This window comes from Bradyrhizobium sp. B039 (assembly GCF_038965675.1).
Lineage (GTDB): Bacteria > Pseudomonadota > Alphaproteobacteria > Rhizobiales > Xanthobacteraceae > Bradyrhizobium > Bradyrhizobium diazoefficiens.
Map to the genome: position 1 here is coordinate 4235653 of NZ_CP152416.1, position 13936 is coordinate 4249588.

The 13936-nt window shown below is 65.3% G+C and carries 19 protein-coding genes; 10 read left to right on the forward strand and 9 right to left on the reverse strand.

Features of this window, described 5'->3' with window-relative positions; translation table 11 throughout:
• Window positions 1-246 precede the first annotated feature (246 nt).
• Both AAFG50_RS19640 and AAFG50_RS19645 read left to right on the forward strand, forming a co-directional pair.
• Window positions 247-411, forward strand: a complete 165-nt coding sequence (locus AAFG50_RS19640; RefSeq protein WP_166466013.1) for a hypothetical protein — start codon at window positions 247-249, stop codon at window positions 409-411.
• 34 nt (window positions 412-445) lie between these two features.
• Window positions 446-808 carry a hypothetical protein gene (locus AAFG50_RS19645; protein ID WP_028171131.1) on the forward strand — a complete coding sequence of 121 codons (363 nt, stop codon included), beginning with the start codon at window positions 446-448 and terminating at the stop codon, window positions 806-808.
• A 12-nt stretch (window positions 809-820) separates the two neighbouring features.
• Here the strand turns inward: AAFG50_RS19645 and AAFG50_RS19650 are convergent, their stop codons facing one another.
• Entirely contained in the window at window positions 821-1066 is a 246-nt protein-coding gene (locus AAFG50_RS19650; protein WP_028171132.1) for a DUF6719 family protein, read from the reverse strand.
• Between the two features lie 67 nt (window positions 1067-1133).
• Entirely contained in the window at window positions 1134-2603 is a 1470-nt protein-coding gene (locus AAFG50_RS19655; RefSeq protein ID WP_028171133.1) for a PLP-dependent aminotransferase family protein, read from the reverse strand.
• A 75-nt stretch (window positions 2604-2678) separates the two neighbouring features.
• On the opposite strand from AAFG50_RS19655, the gene AAFG50_RS19660 reads away from it, so the two are divergent.
• From AAFG50_RS19660 to kynU, 5 genes are all read left to right on the forward strand, one after another.
• Window positions 2679-3404 (forward strand): pyridoxamine 5'-phosphate oxidase family protein, encoded by a 726-nt coding sequence (locus AAFG50_RS19660; protein WP_028171134.1) that lies wholly within the window; start codon window positions 2679-2681, stop codon window positions 3402-3404.
• A gap of 53 nt (window positions 3405-3457) precedes the next feature.
• The gene (locus AAFG50_RS19665) at window positions 3458-4735 is read left to right on the forward strand and encodes an ArgE/DapE family deacylase (RefSeq protein ID WP_028171135.1); all 1278 of its coding nucleotides are present in this window, start codon (window positions 3458-3460) and stop codon (window positions 4733-4735) included.
• Between the two features lie 229 nt (window positions 4736-4964).
• A complete protein-coding gene (locus tag AAFG50_RS19670; protein WP_028171136.1) occupies window positions 4965-5774 on the forward strand; it encodes an alpha/beta hydrolase in 810 nt (269 codons plus the stop codon).
• Window positions 5775-5808: 34 nt separating this feature from the next.
• Window positions 5809-6648, forward strand: a complete 840-nt coding sequence (kynA, locus tag AAFG50_RS19675) for a tryptophan 2,3-dioxygenase (RefSeq protein WP_011086931.1) — start codon at window positions 5809-5811, stop codon at window positions 6646-6648.
• 2 nt (window positions 6649-6650) lie between these two features.
• Complete coding sequence (kynU, locus tag AAFG50_RS19680; RefSeq protein ID WP_049832372.1) at window positions 6651-7865, forward strand: kynureninase; 1215 nt, start codon at window positions 6651-6653, stop codon at window positions 7863-7865.
• A 114-nt stretch (window positions 7866-7979) separates the two neighbouring features.
• Here kynU and AAFG50_RS19685 read toward each other — a convergent pair whose 3' ends face one another.
• Window positions 7980-8768, reverse strand: a complete 789-nt coding sequence (locus AAFG50_RS19685) for a cobalamin-binding protein (protein ID WP_028171138.1) — start codon at window positions 8766-8768, stop codon at window positions 7980-7982.
• 119 nt (window positions 8769-8887) lie between these two features.
• Between AAFG50_RS19685 and AAFG50_RS19690 the strand changes: the two genes are divergently transcribed.
• Both AAFG50_RS19690 and AAFG50_RS19695 read left to right on the forward strand, forming a co-directional pair.
• The gene (locus AAFG50_RS19690; protein ID WP_028171139.1) at window positions 8888-9289 is read left to right on the forward strand and encodes a PaaI family thioesterase; all 402 of its coding nucleotides are present in this window, start codon (window positions 8888-8890) and stop codon (window positions 9287-9289) included.
• A 150-nt stretch (window positions 9290-9439) separates the two neighbouring features.
• Window positions 9440-10045 (forward strand): GNAT family N-acetyltransferase, encoded by a 606-nt coding sequence (locus tag AAFG50_RS19695; RefSeq protein ID WP_011086935.1) that lies wholly within the window; start codon window positions 9440-9442, stop codon window positions 10043-10045.
• 60 nt (window positions 10046-10105) lie between these two features.
• Here the strand turns inward: AAFG50_RS19695 and AAFG50_RS19700 are convergent, their stop codons facing one another.
• From AAFG50_RS19700 to AAFG50_RS19715, 4 genes are all read right to left on the reverse strand, one after another.
• The gene (locus AAFG50_RS19700) at window positions 10106-10411 is read right to left on the reverse strand and encodes a hypothetical protein (RefSeq protein WP_028171140.1); all 306 of its coding nucleotides are present in this window, start codon (window positions 10409-10411) and stop codon (window positions 10106-10108) included.
• A 103-nt stretch (window positions 10412-10514) separates the two neighbouring features.
• Window positions 10515-11201, reverse strand: a complete 687-nt coding sequence (locus AAFG50_RS19705; protein ID WP_028171141.1) for a DUF2161 family putative PD-(D/E)XK-type phosphodiesterase — start codon at window positions 11199-11201, stop codon at window positions 10515-10517.
• Between the two features lie 99 nt (window positions 11202-11300).
• A complete protein-coding gene (locus AAFG50_RS19710) occupies window positions 11301-11981 on the reverse strand; it encodes an SDR family oxidoreductase (protein ID WP_011086937.1) in 681 nt (226 codons plus the stop codon).
• Between the two features lie 23 nt (window positions 11982-12004).
• Window positions 12005-12748: a tyrosine-protein phosphatase gene (locus AAFG50_RS19715; protein WP_011086938.1), complete on the reverse strand. Its 744-nt coding sequence runs from the start codon at window positions 12746-12748 to the stop codon at window positions 12005-12007.
• Window positions 12749-12796: 48 nt separating this feature from the next.
• On the opposite strand from AAFG50_RS19715, the gene AAFG50_RS19720 reads away from it, so the two are divergent.
• The gene (locus AAFG50_RS19720) at window positions 12797-13123 is read left to right on the forward strand and encodes an MliC family protein (protein WP_028171142.1); all 327 of its coding nucleotides are present in this window, start codon (window positions 12797-12799) and stop codon (window positions 13121-13123) included.
• A 110-nt stretch (window positions 13124-13233) separates the two neighbouring features.
• Here the strand turns inward: AAFG50_RS19720 and AAFG50_RS19725 are convergent, their stop codons facing one another.
• Window positions 13234-13437: a DUF2735 domain-containing protein gene (locus AAFG50_RS19725; RefSeq protein ID WP_011086940.1), complete on the reverse strand. Its 204-nt coding sequence runs from the start codon at window positions 13435-13437 to the stop codon at window positions 13234-13236.
• Entirely contained in the window at window positions 13415-13702 is a 288-nt protein-coding gene (locus AAFG50_RS19730) for a hypothetical protein (RefSeq protein ID WP_162185834.1), read from the reverse strand. Before AAFG50_RS19730 ends, AAFG50_RS19725 begins: the two co-directional genes overlap by 23 nt.
• Window positions 13703-13936 lie beyond the last annotated feature (234 nt).

Genomic DNA, 13936 nt, shown 5'->3' on the forward strand with positions numbered 1-13936 from the left:
GCGCGCCCCCGGCGCATGTACGTGCTGGAACAAGGACTTGCCGGGTTACGTTGAGTTGCGGCGCAACCTGACTGAAATGATTGGCATTTTCCGAGAATTGTTTCGTCGCATCGGACCGGACGAAACAATTCTCACGGAGATGAAACCATTTTCCGCCTTTGGCGCATCACGCGCGAAACCACCCATGGTTATCAGCTTCACAACGACGGCGGTGCACCGCCGGCGACGGAATTGAGGGACAAGACCATGCGCGCGCTCAGCTTCATCCTTGCTTTCGGTTTTGTCCTCGCCGGTTCCTCGTTCGCAGGCGCGCCAGACGGCAGTCTGCCGGGTATCGGCACCTTCCAGTACAGCGGCTCGCCGGTCATTACCCCGGCGCCACAGCCGATCGTGGTCGCCGCGCGCTTCTGATCGCCAACAAGAAAATCAGCCGTTAAAGGCCATCATGAATCTTCGCATTTGCGCCGCAGCGCTCATTTCCCTTCTGACGATCAGTTCCGTCCAGGCGCAAGTGCGCTCTCCCTCCAGATTGCCTGATCCCCGCACCGAGTTCGTGCGGCAGTGCGCGCCACGCATGCTCGGGCGCTGGGAGCATCCGGAGGAAGTCTGCGGCTGTCTGCATGACCATGCCGCCGCGGTCGTCGAGGACCGCGATCTGCGCGAGGCGCTGCTGCGCGGCATCAGCGAGACCGGCGTTCCGACGATCGAGACCGATTGGGTGCCGACGTCCAAGCAGCGCGAGATCGGCCCGACCTTCACCAAGATCGCCAAGCCCACCTTGCAGTGCATGTTCGATCCGGCGAAGTAGCCTCTCCGATTATCATTTCGATTTCGGCCCATGCCGCGGCACGCAGGAACTCGTTTGCGCGATCCCCTTGTCGGTCATCTTCGCGCCGCGGACCTCCTTGACCTGTCCGGCCGGGCAGGTTCCGTCATCCACCAGCACGCGCTGGCCAAGTTTCAAATCCACGATGTCCTGCTCGCGCCTGACGGTGCCTGCGCGCGCCGTCGAGGCAAGCACGATGACGATCAGGAGCGAGAGGCAGGCTGCGCGGCGGAGTGACATGATGAGGGCTCCCGGAATCGATGCCGCAATGTAGGGAGCGGTCGGCGATTCTGATAGCAAAGCTTCGTCACGCGCGCCGGGCCGATCCGCCCTTCACGCGCAACGCCGCACGCGATTCCCGCGCGAGCCGTTCCGCGGATGCCACGAGCTTCGGAACCGCATGCCCGGAAAATCCCAGCACGAAGCCGGGCAGGGGGCGTGTGCGCGAATAGGTGTCGGCCAACAGCCAGCCTTCGGCGCCGGCTGCCAGCTTCGCGTCGGCTGCGACCGATAGATCGACCGACGGATCGAACCTTGCGACAAGATGCAGGCCCTGCGAGGGGACCGGCACGGACAGCACACCGTCGGATCTGGTCTCCAGCGTCTCGGCCAGCGCATCGCGAGCCTCGCGATAGAGCTTTCGCACCCGCTTCAGGTTCGCCGCAAAGGCGCCGGAGTTGAGCATGTCGGCCACCGCGCCTTCCATCAGCGTGCCGGGAAAGCGGTCGAGCGCGGTGCGCGCGGCCGTCACGTCGGCGATCAGGCGCTCGGGCAGGGCGCAATAGCCGATGCGCAAGCCCGGAAACAGCGTCTTGGCGAACGTGCCCATGTAGATCACGCGCTGGAGATGATCGATTCCGGCAAGCGACATCAGCGGCGCGCCGTCATAGCGGAACTCGCTGTCGTAATCGTCCTCCAGCACGAAGGCGCCGGCCTGCTTGGCCCAGTCGAGCAGTTCGAGCCGGCGCGGCATCGACATCTGCACGCCCAGCGGAAACTGGTGCGACGGCGTCACATAGGCCGCGCGCGCGGACGGTGCCGACGTGCGGCCCTTGGCGATGCGCATCCCGTGCTCGTCGACGGGGACGGGCACGGCGCGATAGCCGCAATGCGCGATGGTCTTGCGCGCGGCGGGGTAACCTGGGTCCTCGCACCAGACCTGGTCGCCCGCCTTCAGGATCGCACTCAGCACGATGCGCAGGGCATGCAGCGTGCCCGACGTGAGCATGATCTGGTCGGGGTCGCAGCGCAGGCCGCGCGCCGACAATAGATGATCGGCGATCGCCGCCCGCAGCTCGCGGCTGCCGCGGGGATCGCCATAATGAAGATGCTCGGACCCGAACGCGCGCATGCGCCGGCCGACAAAGGCGCGGAAGCGCTGCACGGCGCGTTCGTCGATATGGGTGCAGCCGAGCGAGAACGCGCCTTGCTGCGGTGCTTCGACGATCACCTTCGGCTTCTTAGGCTCGGCGGCACGCGCTGGAATCCGCGCGGCGACGAAGGTGCCGGAGCCGACGGTGGCATCGGCAAAGCCGTCGGCGATCAGGCGTTCATAGGCGGTGACGACGGCGTTGCGTCGGAAGCCCGTTTGCTTGGCCAATGTGCGCGACGGCGGCAGCGGCTCGCTAGGCTTGACGAGGCCGGAGACGATCATCTCGCACAGCGCCTGGTAGAGCCTGTGCGCCGCCGATGCGCCGGCGGTGATGTGCGCCCCGGTGAGGTCGAGCGGCAGTTCGGCCTTGGCGGGCGAGGGCGAATTGGTCGGAATTTTTTGCATGGAATTGGCACTATCGCAGACCAAATCGGCCGCTACAACTGCCCTGGAACTGTTCCATTCACGACAGGAGCGGCCGTGAGCCAGACCGAGACTTCAAATTCCTATCCGACCTCAGCGCGCAACCAGGTGAAGCGCCGTCACGACCGCGGCTTCTACGATCACGACACGGTTCATCGCATCCTGGATTCCTCGATGCTCTGTCATGTCGCCTATGTCATCGACGGCCAGCCCTATTGTACGCCGACCTTCTTCTGGCGCGAGGGGACGAAGCTCTATTGGCACGGCTCGAGCGCCAGCCGCATGCTGCGCAACCAGACCAGGGGCGAGCGCGTGTGTCTCACCGTCGCCCATCTCGACAGCCTCGTGCTGGCGCGCTGTGGCTTCAACCACTCCGCCGACTATCGCGCGGTGATGGCGTTCGGCACCGCCTATCTCGTCACCGACCCCGAGGAGAAGGAGCGGGCGGTGATCGCCATGGTCGACCGATTTTTCCCGGACCGCACCGCGAGCCTGCGGGCGAGCAACACGCAGGAGATCAAGGCGACCTCCTTCATCGCCATGGAGATCGAGGAGGCCTCGGCAAAAATCCGCGCCAAGGGTGTTGCGGACGACGACGAGGACTATGCGTTGCCGATCTACGCCGAGCGCATTCCCGTGCGCACCGTGCTCGGTGCTCCGGAGCCGTGTCCGCGCCTGCTGGAGGGTGTGACGCGCCCGGCGACGCTCGATGGCTATTCGGAAGGCCGCCTGCTCGAAGATGCATTGCGGGATGCATATTTTGTGGAGTACCCGAACGGCTGAAATCGGCTAGCTTGCGCGCTCCTTGGGACCATTCGAATGCCTGGAGTTGCCTGATGAATGCCGAAACGCAGCAGAGGATTGTTGACGCCGTCGATGCCGGCTTCGAAGCCCAGCTTGCGACCACCCGTGATTTCGTTGCGATCCCCTCGATCCGCGGGGCCGAGGGGCCGTGCCAGGACATGATCGGCGACCTCCTGCGCGCGCGCGGCTACGAGGTCGACGACTGGCACATCAATGTCGACGATTTGAAGGATCTGCGCGGCTTCGGTCCGATCGAGCATGATTTTTCCAAGGCGCGCTCGGTGGTGGGCACCTACCGTCCACAAACGGGCGGCGGCAAATCGCTGATCCTCCAGGGCCACTGCGACGTGGTGCCGGCAGGCCCGCTGGAATTGTGGGACACCCCGCCATTCTCGCCCGTCATCAAGGACGGCAAGATGTTCGGCCGCGGCGCCTGCGACATGAAGTCGGGCACGATCGGCGCGCTTTATGCACTCGATGCCATCAAGGCCGCCGGCCTCAAGCCGACGGGGCGGATCCACTTCCAGTCCGTCATCGAGGAGGAGAGCACCGGTGTCGGCGCGCTCTCGACGCTGCAGCGCGGATACCGCGCGGACGCCTGCTTCATCCCGGAGCCGACCGGCGGCAAGATGGTGCGCTCGCAGGTCGGCGTGATCTGGTTTCGCCTGCGCGTGAAGGGCCATCCGACCCATGTCGCGTTCGCCGGCTCCGGCTCCAATGCGATCATGGCGGCCTATCATCTGGTCCATGCGCTGCAAAAGCTCGAGATCGAATGGAACGAGCGGGCCAAGGCCGATCGTCATTTCAAGACGCTCAACCATCCCATTAACTTCAACCCCGGCATCATCAAGGGCGGCGACTGGGCCTCCAGCGTCCCGGCCTGGTGCGACGTCGATTGCCGCATCGCGATCCTGCCGGGCTGGTCGGTGGCCGATCACCAGAAGGAGATCATGGCCTGCGTCACTGCTGCCTCGCGCAACCACCGCTTCCTCGCCAACAACCCGCCGGAGGTCGAATGGTCGGGCTTTTTGTCGGAAGGCTATGAACTGACCGACGCGGCGGCGCCCGAGGCGGCATTCGGCAAGGCCTTCAACAAGGTCTATGGCGGCGCAGTCGAGGACCTCGTCTTCACCGCGCTCACCGACACCCGCTTCTACGGCCTCAATCACGGTATCCCGAGCCTCTGCTTCGGCGCCAGCGGCGGCGAGATGCACGGCTTCAACGAATACGTTGATCTGGAGTCGCTGAAGAAGACGACCAAGGCCATGGCGCTGTTCATCGCGGAGTGGTGCGGGGTGGAGAAGGCGTAGGTCACTCTCCGACGTCATTGCGAACAAAACGTTTGGTCATTCCGGGGCGCCTAAAGGGCGAACCCGGAATCTCGAGATTCCGGGTTCGATGCTTTGCATCGCCCCGGAATGACGAGTGGAGAGGCTAGCGGTGCCTCATCCAGATACTTTAAGCTTAAAATAAAGACTAGGATGCGGCCGTTCCCGGTGGCAGACTGGCGGCCGCCTTGAGTCCGTCGAGGGAGTAACGATGCGCGATTGGGACGACGCTTACGCCAATTCGGCCCATATCCCGGGCTCGGACAAGATGCCGGCGCAGTGGGCGGAGCGGGCGGCGGCCTACCGCGCCGGGCTGAAGGAGTTTCGCGCCGACATCGCCTATGGCGCCGGTGAACGCCAGCGCTTCGACCTGGTCCTGCCCGACGGCGACAGCAAGGGCCTCGTCGTCTTCGTCCATGGCGGCTACTGGATGCGCTTCGACAAGTCGGCGTGGACCGATCTTGCCGAAGGCGCGCGGCACCAGGGCTGGACCGTGGCGCTGCCGAGCTACACGCTGACGCCGGCTGCGCGCGTCTCCGACATCACCGCTGAGATCACCGCCGCGATTGCGACAGCGGCCTCGCTTGTCGCAGGTCCCATCCGCCTTGCCGGCCACTCGGCCGGCGGCCATCTCGTCACGCGCATGCTGTGCGATGACAGCCGGCTGGAGCCCGCCGTCTACAACCGCATTGCCGGCACGCTCTCGATCAGCGGGTTGCACGACTTGCGTCCGCTGCTCAAGACCAAGATGAACGAGACGCTGCGCATGACCATGGAGGAGGCGACGCTCGAAAGCGCGGCGCTGCATCTGCCGCGCGGGCATTCGCCTGTGACCGCCTGGGTCGGCGGCGGCGAGCGGCCCGAATTCATCCGCCAGTCCGATCTACTGGCCAATGTCTGGACCGGCTTCGACGTGCCGACGCGCCTCGTCGTCGAGCCGGCGCTGAACCATTTCACCGTGATCGACGGGCTCAAGGATCCGTCGTCGCAGATTACCGCGCGCCTGATCGGCCTCGACTGAGCCGGGCCGGAATGATCGATCGGGAGGGCCAGCCATGACGTCCAGCGATTACGATCCTGCAAGCGAAGGCGCCGAGACCGACTTCTCCCGGCGCATGTCCTATGGCGATTATCTGGCGCTGGATGCGATCCTCGGCGCGCAGCATCCGCTGTCGGAAGCGCATGACGAGATGCTGTTCATCATCCAGCATCAGACCACGGAGCTGTGGATGCGGCTCGCCATCCACGAGCTCAGCGCCGCGCGCCGTGCCATCGCCAGGGACGAGGTGCAACCCGCGATGAAGATGCTGGCGCGGATGTCGCGCATCTTCGAGCAGCTCAACAACGCCTGGGACGTGCTGCGCACGATGACGCCGAGCGAATACACGCGCTTCCGCTCGCAGCTCGGCCAGTCCTCGGGCTTCCAGTCGCGGCAGTACCGGCTGATCGAATATCTGCTCGGCAACCGCAATCACGCCATGCTGAAGCCGCACGCGCACGATGCCGAGGTGACGAAGCTGCTCGAGGCCGAACTCGCGACGCCGAGCCTCTATGACGAGGTGCTGCGGCTGGCCGACCGCAACGGACTCACGATGCCGGCCGCGGTACTGTCGCGCGACGTCCGCGAGACCCACAGCTTCAACGAGGGCGTGCTGCAGGCCTGGCGTGTCGTCTATGAAGCGCCGGAGACGCACTGGATGCTGTACGAGCTCGCCGAGAAGCTGGTCGACTTCGAGGACTATTTCCGGCGCTGGCGCTTCAACCACGTGACGACGGTCGAGCGGGTCATCGGCTTCAAGCGGGGCACCGGCGGCACCGGCGGCGTCAGCTATCTCAAGCGCATGCTGGAAGTCGAGCTGTTCCCCGAACTCTGGCGCGTCCGCACCATCCTCTAGAGATGTCCATGACCAAGTCGAAGCTTCGCGTCTATGACGACACCAGGGCGCTGTTCCATCTGCCTGACGGCGTGATCTATCTCGACGGCAATTCACTCGGCGCGCTGCCGCTGGGCGTTGCCGAGCGCGTCAGCCGCGTCATCACCACCGAGTGGGGCAACGAGCTGATCCGAGCCTGGAACACCGCGGGCTGGTATGCCCAGCCGCGCCATGTCGGCGATCGCATCGCCCGGCTGATCGGCGCGGAAGCCGGCTCCGTGATGGTCGGCGACACGCTGTCGCTGAAGGTCTACCAGGCGCTTGCGGCCGCGCTCGACATGAGCGCATCGCGCAAGGTCGTCCTGTCCGACACCGGCAATTTCCCGACCGACCTTTACATGGCCGAAGGCCTGATCGCGACGCTCGGGCGCGGGCATCAATTACAACTGGTCGCGCCGGAGGAGATCGAGGCTGCGTTGTCGGAGGAGATCGCGGTCCTCTACATCACCGAGGTCGATTACCGCACCGGCCGCCGCCACGACATGGCGAAGCTGACGGCGAAAGCCCATGCGCTCGGCATCGTCACGGTCTGGGATCTCGCCCATTCGGCCGGCGCACTGCCGGTCGATCTTGCAGGGTCAGGTGCCGATTTCGCCGCGGGGTGTACCTACAAATACATCAACGCCGGCCCCGGCGCGCCAGCCTTCCTTTACGTCGCGCCGCGCCACGCCGACAGTGCGCGCGCCGCGCTGTCGGGCTGGATGGGCCACGCGAAGCCGTTCGCGTTTGAACTCGCCTATGTCGCCGCCGGCGGCATCGAGCGCATGCGCGTCGGCACCCCGCCGGTGCTGGCGATGGCGGCGCTGGAGGCTTCGCTCGACATATGGGACCGCGTCGATATCGCCGAGGTCCGCGCGCGCTCGCTGGCACTCGGCGATCTCCTGATCGCGGAAGTCGAGCGCCGCTGTCCGTCCCTAGAGCTGGTGACCCCGCGCGCGCATGAGCGCCGCGGCTCGCAAGTTTCCTTCGCCTTCGATGGCGGCTACGCCGCCATGCAGGCCCTGATCGCCCGCGGCGTCATCGGCGATTTCCGCGCTCCCGACATCATGCGCTTCGGCATCACGCCGCTGTATATCGGCGAGAGCGAAGTGATGAGGGCGGCTGAGATCATCGAGGAGGTGATCGCAGGCGAGGTATGGCGCCGGCCGGAATATCAGGTCGTGAACGCGGTGACGTGAGGACGGTGCCCGCCCATCCGTCATCGCGAGGAGCCCTTGCGACGAAGCAATCCAGGATCCTTCCGCAGAGACGCTCTGGATTGCTTCGCTTCGCTCGCAATGACGAAGGAGAGATCAGGAGCGCTCGCCCCACAGCGCCTGCACGATCGCATCGAGCCCGTCGGCGAGCGCGGCCGGCCCCGGCTGGAGAATGATCGGTGACTTAATCTCGACGATGCGGTTGTCCCGCACGGCCGGAATTTCATCCCACCCCTCGCGCGCGCGGATGCGGGCAGGCACAACCTTCTTGCCGCACCATGATGCGAGGATCACGTCGGGGGCTGCCTCACGCACGTCGTCCGCCGAGACGATCCGATCCTTGGCCGCCTGCCGATGCCGTAGCTCCGGAAACACGTCCGCGCCGCCGGCGATCTCGATCAGCTCGGACACCCAGCCGATGCCGGATATCAACGGGTCGTCCCACTCCTCGAAATAGACCTTTGGCTGGGGCGAGGGGCGGGGCGTTGCGGCGATCGCGGCGAGACGCCGTTCGAATCCCTGGGCGAGTTCCTCGGCGCGCTTGGCGGCGCCGACCAGCGCGCCCAGCGTCCGGATCATCGCCAGTATTCCCGCAACGTCGCGCTGGTTGAAGACGTGGACGTCGAGCCCGGCGCGCACCAGATCGGCGACGATGCCGGCCTGGAGATCGGAGAAGGCGAGCACGAGATCCGGTTCCAGCGCCAGAACCTTCGGGATGTCCGCCGACACGAAGGCCGACACTCGTGGCTTCTCGCGCCGTACCTGGGGCGGGCGCACGGCGTAGCCGGAGACGCCGACGATGCGGTCCTGCTCGCCGAGCAGATAGAGCGTTTCGACCGTCTCTTCGGTCAGGCAGACGATGCGGCGGGGAGGGAAGTGACGCATGGGAGCAGCATATGCACAAATGCGAGCGCCGAAGTCAGCATGACCATGACCTCGGACGTCATTGCTTTGCCGCGCGAAGCAATTCACGCTGGGACAACAACGAATTGGGAGGAAATCCGATGACGCCGCTCGAGAAACTTAAAGCGATGAAGATGCCGTTCGCCGAGCTCAAGGGCGTCGAATTCGTCGAGGCCGAGAAGGACCGCGTGGTGGCGCGGATGACCGTCCGCCCCGATCTCTGCACCCTCCACCACACCATCCACGGCGGTGCGGTGATGGCGCTGGCCGATTCCGTCGGCGCGGCGGCGACCGTCATCAACCTGCCCGAGGACGCCAAGGGGACGACCACGCTGGAGAGCAAGACCAATTTCATCGGGGGCGCGAAGGAGGGAACCACGCTCATCGCCACCGCCACCCCCGTCCACCGGGGCCGGCGGACCCAGGTTTGGACCACCCGTTTGGAAACCGATGACGGCAAGCTGGTCGCGGTGGTGACCCAGACGCAGCTGGTCCTCGTATAACTACGGGCCTTTGATTTTGTTAACGAAATAGTCGCTCCCGATGCCATTAACTTGGGCAGGTTCCAGTCTTGAAAATTATGGTGCGATGCACAACATAGGGAGCCTAGGGATTCGAACGCCTCCTCGAGGGACACCAAGAGGAGTTTTGACGTGGTACTTGAAGAGACGCTCCGCACCGCCCCAGGCTATGTGCGGACCCTGATCCAGCAGGAAGAATTGCCGCTGCTGCGCGACCACCTGCTGAGGCTCGATGCCGAAAGCCGGCATGATCGTTTCAACGGTTTTCTCGACGACAGCTTCATCGAGCGTTACGCCGCCCGCTGTGCCGAAGACGGCACCGTGATCGTCGCCTATATCGTCGACGGCGTGGTCCGCGGTGCGGCCGAGCTGCATCCGCCGGAGCACGATTCGCTGCCCGAAGTCGCCTTCAGCGTGGAGGCCTCCGCACGCCGCCAGGGCGTCGGCACCGTGCTGTTCCGCCGCCTGATCGCGGAAGCGCGCTGGAGAGGCTACAAGCGCCTGCGCATCACCACCGGCGCGGAGAATCACGCGATGCGGGCGCTCGCCAGGAAGTTCGGCGCCCATCTCGCTTTCCACCATGGCGAATCGACCGGCACGATCGATCTCGCCAAGACGCCGGAAGCCGAGCTGGCCGACCTCGCGGCCGCGCCGTTCACGGCCGGGCGCGCGCTTCTCAGCTTCAACTCGACCTGCTGGAAGATCATCTCCAGCATGTACGGCAATCGCGCCGCCTGAATCAAAAAGCGGACCGGCAAAACCGGTCCGCTCTTGTATTGAGGAGTGTGGATGAGGCGCTCAGGTGCCGGTGCGTGTACCGGTGCCGAAGCGGCGGACGACGCGGCGCTCGACCACCACCGAGCGCTGTGCGCCCTGTTCGCCGGCGATCACGCGCGTGGCGGTGATGCGGCTGTTGGTGCGGGCCTGCTTCTTCACCTCGGCCTGGACGACATCGAGCGGCATCCCCATCAGAGCTGCGGCGATCTCGGCCTGCTGCTCCTGGTCGTCGGTGATGCCGACGGCGGCGAAGATCGCCTCGTCCAGGGTGGGCGGATCGTGACGCACGCGCCGCGTGCCGTACTTGGTATTCCAGTCTGCGCTCATGGGGGCCTCGTTTCGATCCGGGATACCTAGTGCCGCCTATGTTGCATTGCAATATGAATTTGGTGTGGCAGCTCAGCTATTCACGGCTTGCATCGATCCCGTGTCAGGACGGTGACGGAGCACCGGCGTCGATCTCGATCCGTTGCTGCGGCCAGCGCTTCAGCGCGGCGTGTCCGGCGGCGGTCAGCCCGTAGATTCCCCGCTCGGTGCGTTCGAACCAGCCATACACATTGTTAAGCAAGATCTTGCCGGCATCCGGACAGCGCTCGCGCAGCTCGCCCACGCGCCGTGGGCCGTCGGCGAGCGCCGCGGCGCAGGCCAGTGCCTGCTGCCGATAGGCGGTCATGATCGGCGCGCGGGTGCTGCCGCCGAGCGCCGGATCGCCCTGGCGGCGCTGATGCTCGGCAACGAGGCGCGAGCGCTTCTTCGGCTCGCGTCGCGGCGCCGCGGTCGGCGGCTTCACCAGCACCTCGACCTGGCCGCGGTCGGTGACCCCCAGCATGCCGAAGCCGAGGCGGCGGCAGAGATTGCGATAGCGCGAGTCGCTCTCGCGGCCCTTGCCGCGCACCGACATCTTTGCCGCAATCCAGACCTCGTCGCCGGCCGGCGCGCGGTCGACCGCCTGGAGGATCAGCTCGAGATTGAAGGCGAGCTTGAGCTCGCCGATCACCACCACCGGCGGATCGCCGGCGCTGAGGCCGACCAGATCGCAGCCGCCGATCTCGCCCTTGACCGTGAAGCCGAGCTCTTCGAGGAAGCGTTTGACGGGCAGGTAGAGCGCGGTTTCCACAGGTGTTCCGATCGGAGAATCAATTGTGGACAGTCTAGAGCGTTCGGGGCTCCGATTGAATCAGAGCCGGCACTCATCAGACGACGGATCGGACTTCGACTACACCCGCCCGCCCACCGGGATCAGCGCGCCGGTGACGCCGCTCGCGGCGTCGCTGGCGAGGAACAGGATGACCTCGGCGAGCTCCTGCGGCGTCACCCATTTGGTGAAGTCCGCCTTCGGCATGTCGGCGCGGTTGGCCGTGGTGTCGATGATCGACGGCAGCACCGCGTTCACCGTCACCTTGCCCTTCCACTCGCTGGCCAGCGCCTCGGTGAGGCGATGCACGCCGGCTTTCGACGCCGCATAGGGACCCATGCCATTGCCGGCCTGGAGCGCGCCCATGGCGCCGATGTTGATGATGCGTCCGGCGCTGGATGCGGCGAGATGCGGCAGCGCCGCGCGCGAGGCGTTGAGCGCGGTCAGCACGTTGAGTGCATACATGCGCTGCCACGTCTTGGTGTCGCCGTCGCCGACGGTCTCGAAGGCAAAGCCGCCGGCGATGTTGATCAGCGCATCGAGCCGGCCAAAGTGCTTCGCGGCCGCATCAACCGCGGTCTTCGCCTGCGCCGCGTCGGACAGATCGACGCCGCCGATCTCGATGCGCTCGGGCGTCGCTGGTACTTGCGAGGGCGCGTAATCGATGCCGGCGATCCGTGCGCCGCGAGACTGCGCGATCTCCGCAACCACTTTACCGAGAGCGCCGAGCGCGCCGGTGACGATCAGAACCTTGCCTTGCATTGTCGTTCTCCCGGCGCGGCCGCCTACGATTGCAGATAGCGCGCCTTCAGTGCGGTCCGCTCTGCTGTGCCGACCTTGAGCCCGTCGCGCAAGTAGGTTTCGAGGTCGCCATAGTCGCTGCCGACGGCTTCGAAAGCCGCCGCAAGGTACGAGGCCTCGACGGAGCCGATCGCGTCGAGCACGTCGGCGGGAAGATCGGAGGCGTTTGACGCATCGCGCCGGTAGTGCCGGTTGGTCAGGAGGTAGTCCTCGGCAATGACGTCGTCGGAAACGCCGAGCGCATGCAGGATCAGCGCGCTGGCAAAGCCGGTGCGGTCCTTGCCGGCGGTGCAGTGGATCACGAGCGGGGCGCGGTCTTCCAGCAGATGGCCGAACAGCGCGCGAAAGCTGTGCGTGTTGTAGCGGACATAGTTGCGATAGGACTCGCGCATCAGCTCCAGCGCAACCGGCGCCGTCAATGTGCCCCGGGCGAGCTCGGCGCGCAGCGCGGCAACAACCGTCGGCTCGATCGGCAGCGAGTGCACGGTGATCTCGTTCACGACGCAGACACCGGCCGCGCGCTCCTCCAGCCCGCGAAAGTCGAACGCGCTCCTGACGCCGAGCGCGCGGACGATTTCGATGTCATCGGCGGTGAGCTGACCGAGATGGTTGGAGCGGAAGATGTGCCGCCAGCGCGTGGTGCGGCCATCGATGGTCGGATAGCCACCAAGATCGCGGAAATTGCTGGCGCCTTGCAAGGCGAGGTGGCGGGCAGGGGGCTCTGACATCGGATATGCTTTTGTTATGTTGCCGGCGGATTATTACAGGGGGCGATCATGAACCGGCACAAGGCCATTGTCTTGGCGAGCACCATGCTGGCGAGCGGAATCTTCGGCATGCGGCTGGCCGGTGCACAGACGTTCCAGACCTACCGCTGCGCCGATGGTACGCAGTTCATCGTCGGGTTTTATGACGCGGACAAGCGCGCCTTCCTCCAGATCGACGGCGAACCCGTCACGCTCGCCAAGCGGCTGACGGTCTCGGGCGCACGCTATTCGGGGGCGGGGGTCACGCTGAGGATAGGCAAGACGGGAGCGACCACCGTCAAGCATCTGAAGCGACCGGTCACGGCCTGCGCAATGGTCGAAAAGCCCGGGCTCTAGCCGCGCTGCCATCAAGAATCAAAAAGGGTCGAAACCTCATTGTTTCGACCCTCTTCAAACTGCTGCCGGTCGCTCCAGGGAGCGTCGCGGGATTGAACCAAACGCAGGCATTAGCGATCCCATTTCGGCTTGGCTTCGTCGACGGCCTCCTGATGGTACCAGCTTCCGCTGCAGATCGTCTCGTTCACAGGAAGCGAGAGACGGTCGGCAGGAAGGCGGGCCTCACCGTAGCGGCGACCTCCGAGAGCCGCGCGGCCCCCGGCGGGGAATTGATAGATCTTTGCAGATCCCTCACTCAGACCATTGTTCATCATTGCGGTATCTCCTCGGGTCGAAGCGCTTGGCCTCCATGGTGCGCCCGACTCGTTCGATTGTGGTTACTGGAATCCCCATATCGGCCGCGCGCCCCGAAATGCAAAGTGCTGAAAAGGAAATCAGTTTCAGCTTATTTTCTAGGCAGCGTGCATTCTGCATCCTCCAAGGCACCAGCTTGGTGACTAACGCTTGGGCCATTGCGAAGGTTGCCGGCGATGGGGCGAAGACTTTGCGAAAATTGCCGGACGTTGATGCGCGTTTCATCGGCAACCTCCGGCACCGGCCGGCCTGCTCCAGAATCAGGCGTTTTCCGCGGGATTTTTGCAGTGCAGCTTCACGCAAAGGTGCGCCGCTATGACGCACGCCGCCGGGGACGACCGGCCGCTCGCAGGGAGGGGGCGGCCGCGGTGGAAAACCTCCCGGAATGCGGCCTTTTGGCACGCAAAATGCTTGTAAGCGGTCGGCCGATGGTGGCCGGGTACAAACGTGGGGGGCCCC

Coding starts and splice junctions, on each gene's coding strand:
- AAFG50_RS19640 (WP_166466013.1), top strand. CDS start 247: ATGCGCGCGCTCAGCTTCATCCTTGCTTTCGGTTTTGTCCTCGCCGGT.
- AAFG50_RS19645 (WP_028171131.1), top strand. CDS start 446: ATGAATCTTCGCATTTGCGCCGCAGCGCTCATTTCCCTTCTGACGATC.
- AAFG50_RS19650 (WP_028171132.1), bottom strand. CDS start 1,066: ATGTCACTCCGCCGCGCAGCCTGCCTCTCGCTCCTGATCGTCATCGTG.
- AAFG50_RS19655 (WP_028171133.1), bottom strand. CDS start 2,603: ATGCAAAAAATTCCGACCAATTCGCCCTCGCCCGCCAAGGCCGAACTG.
- AAFG50_RS19665 (WP_028171135.1), top strand. CDS start 3,458: ATGAATGCCGAAACGCAGCAGAGGATTGTTGACGCCGTCGATGCCGGC.
- AAFG50_RS19670 (WP_028171136.1), top strand. CDS start 4,965: ATGCGCGATTGGGACGACGCTTACGCCAATTCGGCCCATATCCCGGGC.
- kynA (WP_011086931.1), top strand. CDS start 5,809: ATGACGTCCAGCGATTACGATCCTGCAAGCGAAGGCGCCGAGACCGAC.
- kynU (WP_049832372.1), top strand. CDS start 6,651: ATGTCCATGACCAAGTCGAAGCTTCGCGTCTATGACGACACCAGGGCG.
- AAFG50_RS19685 (WP_028171138.1), bottom strand. CDS start 8,768: ATGCGTCACTTCCCTCCCCGCCGCATCGTCTGCCTGACCGAAGAGACG.
- AAFG50_RS19690 (WP_028171139.1), top strand. CDS start 8,888: ATGACGCCGCTCGAGAAACTTAAAGCGATGAAGATGCCGTTCGCCGAG.
- AAFG50_RS19700 (WP_028171140.1), bottom strand. CDS start 10,411: ATGAGCGCAGACTGGAATACCAAGTACGGCACGCGGCGCGTGCGTCAC.
- AAFG50_RS19710 (WP_011086937.1), bottom strand. CDS start 11,981: ATGCAAGGCAAGGTTCTGATCGTCACCGGCGCGCTCGGCGCTCTCGGT.
- AAFG50_RS19715 (WP_011086938.1), bottom strand. CDS start 12,748: ATGTCAGAGCCCCCTGCCCGCCACCTCGCCTTGCAAGGCGCCAGCAAT.
- AAFG50_RS19720 (WP_028171142.1), top strand. CDS start 12,797: ATGAACCGGCACAAGGCCATTGTCTTGGCGAGCACCATGCTGGCGAGC.
- AAFG50_RS19725 (WP_011086940.1), bottom strand. CDS start 13,437: ATGATGAACAATGGTCTGAGTGAGGGATCTGCAAAGATCTATCAATTC.
- AAFG50_RS19730 (WP_162185834.1), bottom strand. CDS start 13,702: ATGAAACGCGCATCAACGTCCGGCAATTTTCGCAAAGTCTTCGCCCCA.